The 14,976-nt window shown below is 74.3% G+C and carries 12 protein-coding genes; 4 read left to right on the top strand and 8 right to left on the bottom strand.

Annotation, left to right across the window (positions count from 1 at the left end):
• The first annotated feature begins 3 nt into the window (after positions 1-3).
• Positions 4-4,323, top strand: a complete 4,320-nt coding sequence (locus OIE49_RS05450) for a cation-translocating P-type ATPase (RefSeq protein ID WP_326801322.1) — start codon at positions 4-6, stop codon at positions 4,321-4,323.
• Between the two features lie 222 nt (positions 4,324-4,545).
• Here the strand turns inward: OIE49_RS05450 and OIE49_RS05445 are convergent, their stop codons facing one another.
• From OIE49_RS05445 to OIE49_RS05425, 5 genes are all read right to left on the bottom strand, one after another.
• Positions 4,546-5,892, bottom strand: coding sequence for an FAD-dependent oxidoreductase (locus OIE49_RS05445; RefSeq protein ID WP_326801321.1), 1,347 nt, complete (start codon positions 5,890-5,892; stop codon positions 4,546-4,548).
• Positions 5,893-6,037: 145 nt separating this feature from the next.
• The gene (locus OIE49_RS05440) at positions 6,038-6,715 is read right to left on the bottom strand and encodes a TetR/AcrR family transcriptional regulator (RefSeq protein ID WP_100567482.1); all 678 of its coding nucleotides are present in this window, start codon (positions 6,713-6,715) and stop codon (positions 6,038-6,040) included.
• A 186-nt stretch (positions 6,716-6,901) separates the two neighbouring features.
• On the bottom strand, positions 6,902-7,618 hold the full coding sequence (locus OIE49_RS05435; RefSeq protein ID WP_326801320.1) for an HAD family hydrolase: 717 nt from the start codon (positions 7,616-7,618) through the stop codon (positions 6,902-6,904).
• A 58-nt stretch (positions 7,619-7,676) separates the two neighbouring features.
• Positions 7,677-8,612, bottom strand: coding sequence for a M56 family metallopeptidase (locus OIE49_RS05430; protein ID WP_326801319.1), 936 nt, complete (start codon positions 8,610-8,612; stop codon positions 7,677-7,679).
• A 135-nt stretch (positions 8,613-8,747) separates the two neighbouring features.
• Positions 8,748-9,299, bottom strand: a complete 552-nt coding sequence (locus OIE49_RS05425; RefSeq protein WP_326801318.1) for a DUF5134 domain-containing protein — start codon at positions 9,297-9,299, stop codon at positions 8,748-8,750.
• 195 nt (positions 9,300-9,494) lie between these two features.
• Between OIE49_RS05425 and OIE49_RS05420 the strand changes: the two genes are divergently transcribed.
• Together OIE49_RS05420 and OIE49_RS05415 are read left to right on the top strand one after the other, a co-directional pair.
• Positions 9,495-11,174 carry an FUSC family protein gene (locus OIE49_RS05420; RefSeq protein WP_326801317.1) on the top strand — a complete coding sequence of 560 codons (1,680 nt, stop codon included), beginning with the start codon at positions 9,495-9,497 and terminating at the stop codon, positions 11,172-11,174.
• Entirely contained in the window at positions 11,171-11,764 is a 594-nt protein-coding gene (locus OIE49_RS05415; RefSeq protein WP_326801316.1) for a MarR family winged helix-turn-helix transcriptional regulator, read from the top strand. The genes OIE49_RS05420 and OIE49_RS05415 overlap by 4 nt, the downstream gene beginning before the upstream one ends.
• Before the next feature lie 18 nt (positions 11,765-11,782).
• Here OIE49_RS05415 and OIE49_RS05410 read toward each other — a convergent pair whose 3' ends face one another.
• Both OIE49_RS05410 and OIE49_RS05405 read right to left on the bottom strand, forming a co-directional pair.
• Positions 11,783-12,547, bottom strand: coding sequence for a VOC family protein (locus OIE49_RS05410; RefSeq protein WP_100567488.1), 765 nt, complete (start codon positions 12,545-12,547; stop codon positions 11,783-11,785).
• Positions 12,548-12,660: 113 nt separating this feature from the next.
• The gene (locus tag OIE49_RS05405; RefSeq protein WP_100567489.1) at positions 12,661-13,053 is read right to left on the bottom strand and encodes a VOC family protein; all 393 of its coding nucleotides are present in this window, start codon (positions 13,051-13,053) and stop codon (positions 12,661-12,663) included.
• A 246-nt stretch (positions 13,054-13,299) separates the two neighbouring features.
• Here OIE49_RS05405 and OIE49_RS05400 point away from each other — a divergent pair, with 246 nt between their 5' ends.
• Positions 13,300-13,842, top strand: coding sequence for a GNAT family N-acetyltransferase (locus OIE49_RS05400; protein WP_326801315.1), 543 nt, complete (start codon positions 13,300-13,302; stop codon positions 13,840-13,842).
• Between the two features lie 26 nt (positions 13,843-13,868).
• Here OIE49_RS05400 and OIE49_RS05395 read toward each other — a convergent pair whose 3' ends face one another.
• On the bottom strand, positions 13,869-14,552 hold the full coding sequence (locus tag OIE49_RS05395) for a glycerophosphodiester phosphodiesterase (RefSeq protein ID WP_100567491.1): 684 nt from the start codon (positions 14,550-14,552) through the stop codon (positions 13,869-13,871).
• Between the last annotated feature and the right edge of the window lie 424 nt (positions 14,553-14,976).

The raw sequence follows: 14,976 nt of genomic DNA, 5'->3' as shown, positions 1-14,976 counted from the left end.
GTCATGGTGTTCGGACTGCTGACCACCCCGTCGGCCGCCGCCCGGCTGGTCACCCGGGCGGCCGCGCCGGCGGTCGGGGCCGCCGCGGGCGCGGTGGCCGGAACGGCACGGGCGGGCGTACGCGGCGCCGACGCCGCCGTGCGGGTCGCGCGTGTCGCCCGCAACGCCCTGCCCGGCACGGACCGCCAGTGGCGGTCCGGAACACGGGCGCACCTGTCGCTGCGTTCCCTGGACCCGCAGAAGGTGCTGCGCGCGGGCGGGAAGGGGCATCTGGCCCGGCAGATCGCCGCGAAACTGGCCGAGCGGCCCGACGTGCTCTTCGCCTGCTGGGACGAGGGCCTCGGGCGGCTGGTCATCGCCGTGACGGAGGAGGAGTCGGCGGACGCGGTCGTGGAGCGTGCGGCCGGCCTCGCGGCCCGCCACGGGCTCGTCCTGGACGGCGACGATCCGGAGGAGATCACACATCCAGGGGACCCGGCCGGGGTGCGGGCGGCCGCGGCCACGCTGGCCGCCGACGTGGTGGGCATCGGCGTAGCACTGACCTCCTACGCGTTGCGTCTGCCGCCCTCGCCGCGCATGGTGACCGCCGCGGTGACGCTGCTGAGGGAGAACCCGAGCTTCCGGGCCGGACTGAGCGCCCGGCTGGGCAGGTCTCGTATGGACTTCCTGCTCGCCTGCGCGAACGCCGCCGCCCACGGCACCGGCCAGACCCCCACCTCGCTGCTCCTGGACGGCGCGCTGCGCGCCGGTCAGCTGGCCGACACGGTGGCCCGCACGGCCGCCTTCGACGCGCGGCACGACGAGCTGTGCGCATCCGGCCGCGTCAGCGTCGCCGCGGACGACACCCCGCGCCCGCCGCTGCGCGTCACACCGGCCCAGGAGTACGCCAATCACGCCTCCGCCGGCAGCGTGCTGGGCGCGGCGCTGACCATGCTGGTCAAGCGCAACGGGGCCGAGGCCGCCGAGGCGGTGCTCGCCGGTTCGCCCAAGGCCGCGCGCTACGGACCCGCGATCTTCCACGCCGTGCTCGGCACCCTGCTCGCCCGGACCGGCGTGCTGGTCCGGGTGCCGGAGCGGCTGCGGCAACTGGAGATGGTCGGCACCGTCGTCCTGCACTCCAGCGCGCTGCGCACCGAGGACGGGGAGGCCGACCCCTGGGCCGAACCGGTCCTGGACGCGGCACGCCGGGCCCGGCTGCGGGTGGTCCTGGTGGACGACCCCGCCCTGGAGGACCTCACTGGCCTCGCCGACCAGGTCGTGGACGCCCGGCGGCCACTGGACGACGTGGTGTACGGGCTGCGTGGCGAGGAGGGCACGGTGCTCACCGTCGCCAGGATGCGCTCCGCCGACGATCACGACATCCTGGCCGGACTGCGCGGCAGCGACCTCTCCGTCGCCCTCGTGGACGGCGACGCCGCCGTCGTGTGGGGCGCGGACATACTCGCCCTGCACGGACTGTCCGATGTATGGCGGGTGCTGACGGCCGTCCCGGCGGCCCGGTCGACCGGCCACCGCGCCCAGACCCTGGCCCGGTCCGGCGCCGCGCTGTCCGGGCTGCTCGTGGCCATCGGCGAGTCCAAGGGCGGCAGCGGCCGCCGCTCCCTCCTGCCCGGGCTGCGGCACGCACCGGTCGACGCCGCCGCGGCCGTCGCCCTGCTGTCCGGGACACGCGCCGCCTTCGCCGTGGCTGCGGCGCACGCCCCGCACCCGCGGCCGCGCGTGCACTGGCACGAACTCGACCCCGACGAGGCCCAGGAGCGGCTGAACCACGAGCCGGCCGGCCGCCGCACCCCGTACCAGTGGGCCGCCGCCCAGGTCCGCAGGACGGTCACCGGCGTCGTCCGGAACCCGGTCCTCGCGCCGGTCCGCTGGACGTACGAGCTGGGGGAGGCCGTGCGGGGCGAACTGAGGGACCCCCTCACCCCGGTCCTGGCCGTCGGCTCGGCGGCCTCGGCGATCCTCGGCTCCGTAGTGGACGCCCTCCTCGTGATCGGCGCGCTCGACCTGAACGCCCTGGTCGGCGGATTCCAGCGGCTGCGCGCCGAGCGTGCCCTGTCCGGCCTGGTCGCCGAGCAGAAGCGGAAGGCGCGTGTCGCGCCCCCGGACTCCCCGGCCCCGGACGGCTCCACCGTGACCATCGACGCCGGGAAGCTCAAGCCGGGCGACGTGATCGAGCTGAAGGGAGACGAGGTCGTGCCCGCCGACGCCCGGCTGCTGTGGGAGGACGGCCTGGAGGTCGACGAGTCCGCGCTGACCGGGGAGTCGCTCCCGGTGGAGAAGCAGATCGCCCCGACCCCGCACGCCGCGGTCGCGGACCGCAGCTGCATGGTCTTCGAGGGCACGACCGTGGTGGCCGGGGAGGCCCGGGCCGTCGTGGTCGACACCGGTGACACCACCGAGGCCGCCCGCGCCGTGCACCTCGCCGCCCGTACGCCCCCGTCCGCGGGCGTGCAGGTCAGGCTTCAGGAGCTCACCCGCAAGGCACTGCCGCTGACGCTTGCGGGCGGAGCCGTTCTGACCGGTATCGCGCTGCTGCGCGGCACCTCCGTCCGAGAGGCGGTCAGCGGCGGTGTGGCCGTCGCCGTGGCCGCCGTCCCGGAGGGCCTGCCCCTGGTCGCCACCGTGGCCCAGCTGGCGGCGGCCCGGCGGCTCAGCCGTCACGGCGTCCTGGTGCGCACCCCGCGCGCGCTGGAGGCGCTGGGCCGGATGGACACCATCTGCTTCGACAAGACCGGCACCCTCACCGAGAACCGGCTGCGCGTGGTGCGGGCGTCCGACGCCGACGGCGAGGTCCACGTGGTGGGCGACGAGGCCTCCGCGCGGACCCTGCGGTCCGCGGCGCGGGCCTGTCCGCGTCTCAACGGTGACTCGGACCGGCCGGTGCACGCCACCGACGAGGCCGTCCTCGACGCTGCCGGTCCCGACCCGGACTGGGTGGAGCTGGAGGATCTCGGCTTCGAGGCCGCCCGCGGATACGCGGCCGCCGTCGGCCGGGTCGCGGGCGGCCCCCGTCTGCTCGTGGTCAAGGGCGCCCCCGAGACGGTGCTGCCGGCCTGCCCCGGCCTCCCCGCCCATGCCAACGACACCTCGCACGCGCTGGCCGGCGACGGACTGCGGGTGCTGGCCGTGGCGCAGCGGCTGCTCGACGACCGCGAGAGCGAGGAGGACGCGCTCGAACGGATGCTTGAGGGGCTGGAGTTCATCGGGCTGCTGGCGCTGTCGGACGTGCCGCGCGACACGTCCATGGCGCTCGTGAGCGGGCTGTACGAAGAGGGCGTACGGCCGGTCATGCTCACCGGCGACCACCCGCAGACCGCCCGGGCCATCGCCACCGAACTGGGCTGGCCCAAGGACACCACCGTGGTCACCGGGGACGAACTCGCCGCCGCGGACAGGTCGGCCCGCGCCCGGATGCTGCGTGACGCGGGTGTGGTCGCCCGGGTGGCGCCCGAGCAGAAGCTCCAGGTCGTCGAGGCGCTGCGGGACGCCGGCCGAGTGGTCGGCATGGTCGGTGACGGAGCCAACGACGCCGCGGCGATCCGGGCCGCCGACATCGGCGTGGGCATCAACGCCCGCGGCTCGGCGGCGGCGCGCAACGCCGCCGACATCGTCCTGACCGACGACGACCTCACGGTCCTGATCGACGCGATCGGCGAGGGCCGCGCCCTGTGGCACAGCGTCGCCGACGCCATCGCCATCCTGATCGGCGGCAACGCGGGCGAGATCGGCTTCGGCCTGTTCGGCACGCTGCTGTCGGGCACCGCGCCGCTGTCCACCCGGCAGATGCTCATGGTGAACCTGTTCACGGACCTGTTCCCGGCGATGGCCGTGGCGGTGACCCCGAAGGAGGACGCCGAGCAGGCGCGGTCGGCGGCACCGGAGGACGCGGCGGGCTCCGTCCTGGGCGAGGGGCTGATCCGGCAGATCCGCCACCGTGCCCTGACCACCTGTCTGGGCGCGGCGACGGCCTGGATGATCGGCCGCTGGACACCCGGCACCGCCCGCCGCTCCAGCACCATGGCCCTGTGCGGCGTGGTCGGCACCCAGCTCGCCCAGACCCTGCTCGACCGCAGGGGCAGCACGCTGGTCCGGGTGACGTCCGTGGGCTCCGCGCTCGCCCTCGCCGCCCTGATCCAGACGCCCGGCGTCAGCCGGGCCCTGGGCTGCACCCCGCTCGGCCCGGTGGCCTGGACCGGCGTCGCCGCGGCGATCGCCCTGGCCCTGACCGGCCAGCGGCTCCTGCCCCAGCTGGAGGAGACCGTCCTACGGCTGCTGCCGGAGAGCGGTCCCGCGGCCGTACGGGAGCTGATGGCCGGCGGATGAGGGCGGCTGCCCCGGTCCCGCCAGGCGCCCCGGTCCCGCCAGGGCGCCTGGCGGGACCGGGGCGCCACGTCCGCTCACGCACGCGGGATGGGTACCGAGCCCGCTCACGGATTCCCGCGGGCACGGGCGCGGGCCGGGTCCGGTGCCACCGTCTTCCCGTATCGCGGGGTCGCGGGTCGCCGTACAGAAGAACGCGTTGCGGCGCGGACGGGCTCCCAGAACCTAGGAGACCGTGGTGCCGGCCGCCGCGCGCAGGGACTCCCAGTCCGGCAGCTTGACCACGCTGCGCCCGAGGGAGGCGCCGAGTTCCGCCTCGGCCCGCTCGATGGCCTGCCAGCCCGCCCAACCCACGGGCTCGGCGCCCTCGGCACGCAGCACCGGGAAGCTGTCGTCCGGCACCGGCCTGCCCAGGAGTCCTGGCGCGTCCTGGAGCAGCGAGGCGACTGTCTCCTTCGCGCACGGCCGGTTGGTGCCGATGACGCCCGTAGGGCCCCGCTTGATCCAGCCGGCCACGTACTCGCCCGGCGCGACGGCGCCGTCCCGCAGCACGCGCCCGTTCCGGTGCGGCACCGTGCCGGTGCCCGCGTCGAACGGCAGCCCGTCCAGCGGCACCCCGCGGTAGCCCACCGACCGCAGCACCAGCTGGGCCGCGATGTCCTCGTACTGCCCGGTCCCGGTGACGCCGCCGTGTCCGTCCGGCGTCGTGCGCTCCAGCCGCACCGCACCCACGCGGCCGTCGTCGGCGAGCAGTTCCACGGGGCGCAGGAAGAAACGCAGCCGGATCCGACGGGTGCCGCCCCTCGGCGGCGTGGCGGCCCAGCCGCGCAGGACCTCGACGTTGCGGCGCTGGGCGGCGGGCAGCGCAGAGGGGTCCGCGCAGGCCGGGTCCATGGCCAGCTCCTCCGGGTCGACGACGACGTCGGTGTCCGGCAGGGCGCCCAGCTCGCGCAGCTCCTTGGTCGTGAACCGGGCCTGCGACGGGCCGCGCCGGCCCACCATGTGGATCTCGGTGACCCGGCTCGCGGCGAGCGCGGTGAGCGCGCCGTCGGGCATGTCGGTGGGGCTCAGCTCGGCCGGGCCGCGCGCCAGGATGCGCGTGACGTCCACGGCGACATTGCCCACGCCGACGACGACGGCCGACCGCGCGCCCCGCACGAAACCGCTGTCCGCGGAGTCGGGGTGGGCGCTGTACCAGGAGACGAACTCGGTCGCCGACCAGCTGCCCGGCAGGTCCTCGCCCGGGATGTGCAGACGGCGGTCGGTGGCCGCGCCCACGCAGTACACCACCGCGTGGTACAGCTCGCGCAGCCGTGCGACGGGCAGTCCGCCGGGGCCGCCGACCTGGACGCCGCCGAGGAACCGGACCCGTTCGTGCTCAAGGACCGTGCGCAGGTTGTTCTGCAGGGACTTGATCTTCTCGTGGTCCGGCGCCACGCCGTAGCGCACGAGCCCGTACGGGCACGGCAGCCGGTCGAGGACGTCGACGCACACCGAGGGGTCCTGCTGGACCAGGCCCTGAGCGGTGTAGCACCCGCTCGGCCCCGAGCCGACGACGGCGACACGCAGCACGGCGGAACTCCTTACCCCGGGGGCTCACAGGCGGATCACAGGAGATCGCTGATGGCTCCAGCATGGCACCAAGGGGCCCGCCGGGGGAGGGAGGCGGCGCGGGACCGCCCGCGTGTCGCGGCCCGGACCGTACGCGGACCGCCGGCTACCGCTCCTGCGGGGGTGCCGGGATCCGGCCGGTCGCGAAGAAACGGGACAGGTCCGTGTCGCAGGACCCGCCGGGCGGCTGCGCCCCGGGCGGCGTCCCCAGGTTCCAGTCGAGCCCGTAGCGCTCGAACAGCTCGGCCCGCAGTGCCGGTACCGGCATCGGTGCCCCGGGCACCAGCGCGGCGTAGACGGCGCCCATCAGCAGCGCGCGCAGCATCGGGTAGTCGGCGTCGACGTCCCGCGAACCGCGCCGGGCCACGGTGTCCCGCAGCAGCTCGGAGAGGCGCTGCTGCTCGGGGCACTGCACGAAGCCCTCCTCGTGCAGGATCCCCGCCATGTGCTGGCGCATCAGCACCGGCCGGTCCCGGGCGAGACCCAGGATCGCGTCGATGGCCCGCGCCAGCCGCTCCCGGCCGTCCTCGCTGTGCGGTTCCCGCTCCAACGCCTCCTGGAGTGTGCGGTGCATCAGCCGGTGCACGGCGGACTGCACGAGCTGGCGCTTGCCGGGGAAGTAGTAGGAGACCAGTCCGCGTGCCGACCCCGCGCGGTCGGTGATGGCGCCGAGCGTCGTCGCGTCGTACCCGTGCTCGCCGACCAGCTCGACCGCCGCCTGGAGGAGCCGCTCCCGGGAACGCCGCCGCAACTCTTCGTTGACCGAGGCGCTTCGCGGGGACATGCTGTGACTCCTGCGTTGACTGGCTGCCAGCCAACTATACTCAACGCGAGCGGACCGGCCCCGGACAGGGGCCCGTCGTGCTGCCGTCCGTCTCGGGCGAAACGGGGGATCGTCCGAGACGGACGGCTTCTTTTGTGCCGGGCGTCGTCGAGGGGGTGCCGCGGGTGCCGCGGGCGTAGTGGTCGTTCAGTCCGTTCGAATGGCTCGGTCCGTCGGGCCGAGCAGGTCGAGGACGGGGAGCAGCGCGTCCGGCCGCCGCGCGACCGGCAGGTGGTCCACGAAGTGCACGCCGCAGCCCAGGGCGGCCGCGCCGCCGTCCGCCTGGCGGTTGTCGCCGACCATGAGCACGTCCTTCGGGTCGGCGTCGAGCGCCGCGCAGGCGAGGGCGAACAGACGCGGGTCCGGCTTCTGGATGCTGTGCTCGTACGACAGCACATAGGCGTCCACGTACGCGTCGAGGCCGTGGGTGCGGAACACCGGGCGCAGGTCCCAGCCGATGTTGCTCACGACGGCCACGCCGATCCCGCGCTCGTGCAACGTGCGCAGCACCTCGGCCGCGTCCGGGTAGGGGGCCCAGGCCGCCGGTGTCATGTGCCGGTCGTACAGCGCGTCGTGCAACGCGGGTTCGGGCAGCGGCACTTGGCGGGACAGGGCGGTGTAGGCGGCCTGGTGCTCCTCGGCGCTGCGGTCCCGGTTCTCCCACAGCTCGGCCACCTCGCCGGGCACGCGTAGCGGGGACGCCCCGCCCGGCAGTGCCCCGGCCTCCTCCAGCGCTTGTGCCGCACCGGCCAACTCCTGCTCCCCAAGGGTGAGTTCCGCCGCGTCGAGGGCGGCTCTCAGCCAGGATTCGCAGGACTCGACGCGGAAGAGGGTCCCGGAGAAGTCGAAGAGCACGGCAGTCATGGGCCGATCATGGCCCAACTCCTGGTGCCCCGGCCACTGGGCCTCGGAGGGACTGTTCCTAGCCCAGTGCCCTCAAGCCGGGTGTCACCGCCACCAGGACCGGTATCACCGGCACGAGCGAGGCGACGGCCGTCAGGCGCAGCCGGCGGGCGGCCGGAAGGCGGTTCGGGGGAGTGAGGAGGCGGTGCACGCGCTGAGAGATGTGCGCCTGGCCGGCCGGGCAGGGGCCGAACACACCGCGGTGCTCGTTGAGTTGCACCAGGGCGAGGGCGGTCGTCAGACGGCCGAAGCGGCGTGAGGCCATGTCGTCGGCGGCGAGTTCGACCAGACGGTGCATCTCGTCGCGGAACGCGGCGAACACCGGCACCTGGGGAAAGCCGCCGGCGAGCGCGCCGGAACAGTGCAGCAGCCAGTCGTGCCGGGCCCGCGCGTGGCCCTGCTCGTGCGCGAGGACGGCGTCCAGCTGCCGTCCGCTGAGCCGGCGCAACGCGGCCGTGGTGATGACCAGTTGGGGGGACGGGCCGGGCAGCCACCAGGCGTCCGGCCGCTCGCCCTCCAGCACCACGAGCCGGTCGGAGCCGGGTTCCTCGCCGGGCAACAGCGGGGCGCGCACGAGGAGTTCAGCGCGTCGCAGCCGGCGTCGAGCCCGGGCCCGCACCACCTCGCGCAGCAGCATCGCCGCACTCCACGCCCCGCCGCACGCGAGCGCCACCGCGGTCGTCGGTGCCCAGGCGGCGGCCGTGCCGAGCGCGTAGGCCTCCACCACGGAACGCGGGGCCGGGGCGAACAGATGGCCGCGCACCGCCTGCCAGGCGGCGGCCGCGCTGAGCGTCATCGACAGCGCGCAGCACAGCAGGACCGCGGCGACCACGCACTGCCACACCCACAGCGCGAGCACCGGTTCACGGTCCGGCCAGTCGGCCCGGGCGAGCAGTCGGGGGGCGGCGACGGCGGTCAGGGCACCGAGCAGCAGCAGGACCGCGGGGACCATCATGCGAGCCACTTTATGAGCGGCCGACAGCCCGGGGGCACGGCTCCGCGGCGAAGTGACGCAGGCCACGGCACCGTGGTGCCGGTCTCCAGGAGGCGGCCTGAGCAGGAATCCCCTCCTCTTCAGGGAGAGGAACAGTCAAATGGTCAGCAGCATCGCCACCATCGCTATCCCCATCGACAGCCGGCACGCACGGGCCAGCTCCGGTCGGTCGCCCCATGCCGTGCCGCCGGGCGTGCCGCTGACGGTCGCCGCCCCGGCGGGGACCAGCCGGACGCCGGACAGCAGGACGTATCCGGCGAAGTACAGCAGCAGCGCGCCGGTGAGCGGTGGGACTCCCGCCCCGCCGTGGTGGTGGGAGCCGGGCGAGACGGCCATCACCACGGACATGTAGACCATGGCCACCGTGCCCACCAGATGGTGCCGATGGTGCGGGCTCGTCCGCGCCGACCACAGCGCGCGCAGCGCGGTCACGCCGAAGAGTGCCCCGTAGGCCGACCAGGCCCACGCCGGTGGCGTGAACACCGCCGCCGGGACGGCCATGGCCGCCATGCCGAAGCCCATGAACGCCTCACCGCCCGCGGCACGGCGCTGCTCCTCGACGCTGCTGCGCATCCGCAGCAGGCAGTACGCCCCGGTCGCCGCGCACAGCGCGACCAGCAGCCAGCTGGGCGAAGCCGATCCGTGCACCCCCCACCTCCCCGTTCGACGGATCGCGGCCGCCGCCGGACGGCCGGTCGGTCAAGCGATGCCCGGCGCGCGCGGTGCGCACACGAGCGCAAGGAGGTATACGGGGCGCGTTCGGGGAAGCACAGCACGTCATGAGCGGCCGGCGGCCATCCGGGAATATGCTTTACAAGTAAAACACCTGCTAAGGTTGTCGATATGAGCAGTGTGCCCCCCACCCCCCTGAACCGGATCGCCCGGCATCTTCCACTCACCGGCGTGCTGCGGCTCGGCCGCCCCTCGGACATCTGGTTCAAGCCCGCCCTGAGCGCCGTCGTCTCCGTCGCCCTGCCGACCCTCACCCTGCTCGTCCTCGGCCGGCTCGACCTCGCCATGTACACGATGGCGGGCTCGCTGTGCGCCCTGTACGCGCACAACCGCCCCTACGCCGCCCGGGCCCGCGCCCTGGCCTGGGTGGTCGTCGGCATGATCGGCGGCCTCGCCGTCGCCCTGGTCACCGCCTCGCTCACCGCCGACCCGGTCGTCCTCGTCACCGTCGGCGCCCTGATGGCCGCCGTGCAGAAGGCGCTGTGCGACGCCACCCGCATCGGACCGCCCGGCAACGTCGTCCTCACCTTCATCAGCTCCGCCTCCCTGTTCGCCCCGCAGACCCTCGGGCAGATCCCCGCCCACCTGGCGCTGGCCCTCGCCGCGGCGGCCTGGGCCTGGCTGGTCGGCATGGCACCCGGACTGCTGCGCCCGCACGGCCCGGAGCGCCGCGCCACCGCGCAGGCGCTGAACGCGGCCGCCGCCCACGCCGCCACCGCCGGCGCCGTCGACGGCCACGCCCGCACCCGCGCCGCCGCGGCCGCCGCCGTCCACGCGGCCTGGCGGACGCTGTTGTCCACCGGCGCCCGCACCGCTCCCCGCCGCGCCCTGGAACGGCTCGTCGTACGCGCCGAGGTCGCGCTCGCCGCCCCCGCGGACGCGGACCCCGAGCGGCTGCGCGCCTGGGCCCGCCAGCTGTGCGGGACCGGTCCGGTCCCCGAGGCCGGCGAGACCGCGGCGGACACCGACGAACTGCTTGGCGTGGACGCCGAGACCGCCGCCCCGCACCGGCCCTGGTGGACCCTGCTCGGCCCGCTGACCCCGATCGTGGTGCGCACCGCGCTGGGCTGCGCCCTCGCCGGCTACGCCTCCCTCGCGCTCGGCATCGGCCGCCCCTACTGGGCCCTGGTCACCGCCGCCTCCCTGTACCAGGCCAACATGACCCTGACCTGGAAGCGGAGCATCCAGCGAGTCGTCGGCAACCTCGTCGGCGTCCTCGTCTTCGCCGCCGTCGCCCCGCTCGCGCACGCCAGCGACCTGGCCCTCGTCCTGCTCTGCATGGCCTTCAACTTCGGCGCCGAGGCGCTGATGGGCCGCAACTACTGGCTCGGCAGCATCTGCGTGACCCCGCTGGCACTGCTCGTCGTCGAGTTCGCCGGGTACCACGAGCCGGGCGAGCTGATCACCGAGCGGGCCGTGGACACCGTCGTCGGCGCGTTGGTCGGCTTCGTGGCCGCCGTCGCCGTCACCAACCGCCGGGCCGGCGACCGCATCGAGCACGCCCTGGCCGCCGTCGACCGGGCCCGCGAACGGGCCGGCCGCCTGCTCGCCGAGGAGCGGCCCGCGCCCGCCGCCCTGGAGTCCGCCCGCCGGAGCCTGGCCGCCACGCTGGTCGATCTGCGCGCCACCGCCGACGCCGCGTCCGGCGAGTGGTGGCAACGCGCCCTGCCCGAGGAGCGGGTCGTGCTCACCGAGCAGTCCGCACACCGTACGCTCGCCGCGACGATACGACGCCAGGGCGCGCACGCCCCGGCGAGCACGGGCGAGACGACGGAGGACGTACGGCCATGACGGCGAGGCACGGAGGGCCGGCCCACGGGGAGGCGGCGACCGGGGACGCGGCGCACGAGCGGACCCGCCCCGCGGAGACCGGGCCGGGCGACGACACCGTCGCGGGCGTGGTCCGCCAGTGGCGGGCCGTCCACCCCGACCTGGACACCGCGCCGATGGAGGTCATCGGCCGGATCAACCGCTGCGCCGCCCTCCTCCAGCAGGCCGAGGACGCGCCCCTGCGCCGGGCGGGGCTCAGCCGGCCCGAGTTCGACCTGCTCGGGGCACTGCGGCGGACCGGGGACGAGCTCACCCCGAGCGAACTGACCCGCGAGACCTTCTCCTCGGGGGCCGCCGTCACGAAACGCCTCAAGCAGCTCACCGAGCGCGGCCTGGTGGAGCGCCGCGGCGACACCCGCGACCGCCGGGTCGCCCACGTCCGCCTCACGGACGCCGGACGCGACCTCGTCGACGGCATCCTGCCGGAACAGCTCGCCTACGAACGGGCCGTCCTGTCCGGCCTGGCCAGTCAGGAACGGGACGGGCTCGCCTCGCTCCTCGGCGAGCTCCTCGGCCGGCTTGAGGGACGCCCGGGCGCCCTGCGTCTCTGAGCCGGCCTTCGCTCCACGTCAGCTCTCCCGGGCGGACTGGTAGACGCCGAAGGTCGCGCCCTGGGGGTCCCGCAGCACCGCGATGTGGGGCCCGTCCGCGAGCGCCGTGGGCTCCAGCAGGGCCTTGGCACCGGCCCGCACCGCGACGTCCGTGCTCACCTCGACGTCCTCGACCGCGAAGTACGGCAGCCAGTGCGGCGGCACATCGGCCGGGAAGCGGTCGTGCATCGCCGTCACGCCGCCGAAGTCCTCGCCGTGCAGACCCCACTGTGTGTACCACTCCGAGGCGTTGACGCTCCAGCCGAACACGCTCGTGTAGAAGTCCCTGGCCCGCTTGGGGTTGCGGGTGACGAGTTCCACCCAGCCCAGCGAGCCGGGCCGGTTGAACACCCCGGCACCGGAGAACTCCCGCGGCTCCCACATCTGGAAGGCCGCGCCCGACGGGTCCAGGGCCACGGTGAAGCGGCCCTCGTCGTAGATGTCGCGCGGGCCGTGGATCACTGTCCCGCCGGCCTCCACCACCTTGTTCGCCGTGGCGTCCGCATCCGCTACGGCGAACGAGACGTTCCACGCGACCGGCTGCGACTTCTGGTACAGGGGTGTGATTGCCGCGACCGGCGCGTCCCCCAGGTGAGCGAGGGTGTAGTCACCCGAGACCAGCCGGGGATCGCGGCGCATGCGCCAGCCGAAGACCTCCGTGTAGAACCGCGTGGACGCATCCAGATCGCTGGTGCCCAGCTCCGCCCAGCAGGGTCCGCCGACCACAGGCTTGTCGAACTCCATGGCTTTCCTCCGGGAAGCTCGTTCCCACCCACCAGCACGCTAGCTCCGGCCGCCGACGCGGGCCAGTGGGAGGCGCCCGGCCCGCCCGCGTCGGCCCGCGCCCCGGATCCGGCTCAGATTCCCGGCCGGTACCGCAGCGGATGCCCGGCCGGCACCTCGACGAGGACGATGGGCGTGCCGTCCGGATCGGCGATCCACATCTCGATCAGGCCCCACGGCTCGCGCACCGGCTCCCGCGTGATCTCCACGCCCTTCGCACGCAGCTCCTCGTGGGCCGCCGCCACGTCCTCGACCTGGAGCCACAGCCGCAGGGAGGGGGACGGCGGGTCGTCGGAGCGCCCGGAGAGCTCCAGGAAACCGCCACCGAGGAAGTAGACGGTGCCGCGCTCCGGCCCCGTGCCGAACTCGCGGTGGACGGCGAGGCCCAGCCGCTCGCCGTAGAAGACACGGGAGCGTTCGGGGTCCGCGGGCCGGACCAGTGTCCGACTGCTGAGTACGTGCACCATGCCTCCCGAGGCTAGTGCTGCGACCGGAAAGGTTCACCGCTCGCGACGCCCGGCACGGCTCCTCGCCGCGTTGTCGCATCACCCAAGTACATCCAGTACGCGGGCGATGCTCCGCCTTGCGATGTACCGCACCGGACGCCGCGAGCTTCCCGGCGAACCTTTCCGGCCACAGCACTGGTGCCCCGGCAGTAGTGGCAGGATGACGCTCGCCGCCTCCCGACAGCGCCCGAACCGAAAGGCACGCCCATGACGACCGCCGCCGGTGGACTGACCTTCCGCGACGCCCGCGACACCGATGTCGACACGCTGGTGCGCCTGATCGAGTCGGCGTACCGCGGGGACTCCAGCCGGGCCGGCTGGACCACCGAGGCGGACATCCTCCAGGGACAGCGCACCGACCCCGAGGGCGTGCTGGAGGTGATCAAGTCGCCCGGCAGCCGGCTGCTGACGGTGGAGCGGGACGGCAGCGTGGTCGCCTGCTGCCAGCTCGAGCACAAGGGGGACCACGCCTACTTCGGCATGTTCGCGGTCAGTCCCACGTTGCAGGGCGCGGGCCTGGGCAAGGTGGTCATCGCGGAGGCCGAGCGCCGGGCCCGACAGGAGTGGGGCGTCAGGGAGATGCACATGACCGTGATCTCCGTACGCGAGGACCTGATCGCCTGGTACGAGCGCCGCGGCTACCGCCGTACGGGAAAGACGTCCCCCTTCCCGTACGGCGACGAGCGCTTCGGCGTTCCGCAGCGCGACGACCTGGAGTTCGAGCTGCTGGTCAAGGGACTCGGCCAGTGACATGAGCCGGAGGTGCGTGCAGGGGGTCAGGCGGTGAAGCGGCCGGTGAGCTTGATCTCCGGGTAGTCGGTGGTCGCCCCGTCCAGCTCCAGGGCGCGGACCAGACGCAGGTGGTCCAGGGTGTTCACGACCCAGCCGATGATCCGCAGATCCGCCTCGCGCGCCTGCTCGACGATCTCCAGGGTGAGCCGGCGGATGTTCAGGCAGACGGTCGCGGCGCCGGCGGCGGTGGCGCGCTCGACGACGCCGGCGCCGTAGCGGCTGGCCACGAGCGCGGTGCGCACCCCCGGCACCAGCCGGGCGATCTCGGTGATCGCCTCGTCGTGGAACGAGGACACCTCGACCCGGGAGACCAGGTCACGCTCGTGCAGCACCCCGGCCAGCGCCCGGGCCGCGGCCACGTCCTTGATCTCGGCCTGGAGCGGCGTCCGCACCGCGTCGAGGACCTCCTCGAAGACCGGAATCCGCTCGCCGCGGCCGGCGTCCAGGGAGCGCAGCTCGGCGAGCGTCTTGTCGGCGATCGCGCCGCTGCCGTCGGTGGTGCGGTCCACCTCGTCGTCGTGCATGACGACGAGGGCGCCGTCCTTGCTCAGGTGCAGATCGAGTTCGATGACGTCCAGACCGGCCTGCTGGGCGGCGACGAAGGAACGGAGGGTGTTCTCGGGCTCGACGCCCATGACTCCGCGGTGACCGATGGTAAGGAAGTTCAAGGTTCAACTCGCTTCCGTCGACGGCGGCTCGGCGCGGCGCGAAGCGGACGGACCTCGTCGTCCGCGCGGTAGTGCCGCAGCCTAATGGCCCACACGCGGGTTGGACCCCCGCGTACACGGCGCAGTGGGGTGACGGCCCGCAGGAAGGGGGCCGTATCCGCCACGACGGTCACTCCGGCGTGGGCGAGTCGTCCGCACATTGACCGCCGGGCTGTGCGGCCGTCGCACGGCCGCCCGCGGCCGGAAAACGCTCTCGGGTCGACGTGGCGTCTGTCACTCGACCGGGCCACCGGGTCTGGCCCCGTCCGGGTGTACGGCAGGAAAATAGCCGGTGACCATGGCTGTGTGCAGAATTATTTCCCGAGGGTCCCCTTGCTGGGAGAAACCCTGTATGTATACCGTCTCCTTACGCGAGGTTGTCCCG

Source organism: Streptomyces sp. NBC_01788, assembly GCF_035917575.1.
Taxonomy (GTDB): Bacteria; Actinomycetota; Actinomycetes; order Streptomycetales; family Streptomycetaceae; genus Streptomyces.
Note: the sequence above shows the minus strand (reverse complement) of the source record. Positions and strands in the feature narration are given on the sequence as shown.

Excerpts from the sequence above, each read along its gene's own strand:
- OIE49_RS05450 (WP_326801322.1), top strand. The coding sequence starts at position 4 with ATGGTGTTCGGACTGCTGACCACCCCGTCGGCCGCCGCCCGGCTGGTC.
- OIE49_RS05440 (WP_100567482.1), bottom strand. The coding sequence starts at position 6,715 with ATGTCCCCGCGAAGCGCCTCGGTCAACGAAGAGTTGCGGCGGCGTTCC.
- OIE49_RS05435 (WP_326801320.1), bottom strand. The coding sequence starts at position 7,618 with ATGACTGCCGTGCTCTTCGACTTCTCCGGGACCCTCTTCCGCGTCGAG.
- OIE49_RS05430 (WP_326801319.1), bottom strand. The coding sequence starts at position 8,612 with ATGATGGTCCCCGCGGTCCTGCTGCTGCTCGGTGCCCTGACCGCCGTC.
- OIE49_RS05420 (WP_326801317.1), top strand. The coding sequence starts at position 9,495 with ATGAGCAGTGTGCCCCCCACCCCCCTGAACCGGATCGCCCGGCATCTT.
- OIE49_RS05415 (WP_326801316.1), top strand. The coding sequence starts at position 11,171 with ATGACGGCGAGGCACGGAGGGCCGGCCCACGGGGAGGCGGCGACCGGG.
- OIE49_RS05410 (WP_100567488.1), bottom strand. The coding sequence starts at position 12,547 with ATGGAGTTCGACAAGCCTGTGGTCGGCGGACCCTGCTGGGCGGAGCTG.
- OIE49_RS05405 (WP_100567489.1), bottom strand. The coding sequence starts at position 13,053 with ATGGTGCACGTACTCAGCAGTCGGACACTGGTCCGGCCCGCGGACCCC.
- OIE49_RS05400 (WP_326801315.1), top strand. The coding sequence starts at position 13,300 with ATGACGACCGCCGCCGGTGGACTGACCTTCCGCGACGCCCGCGACACC.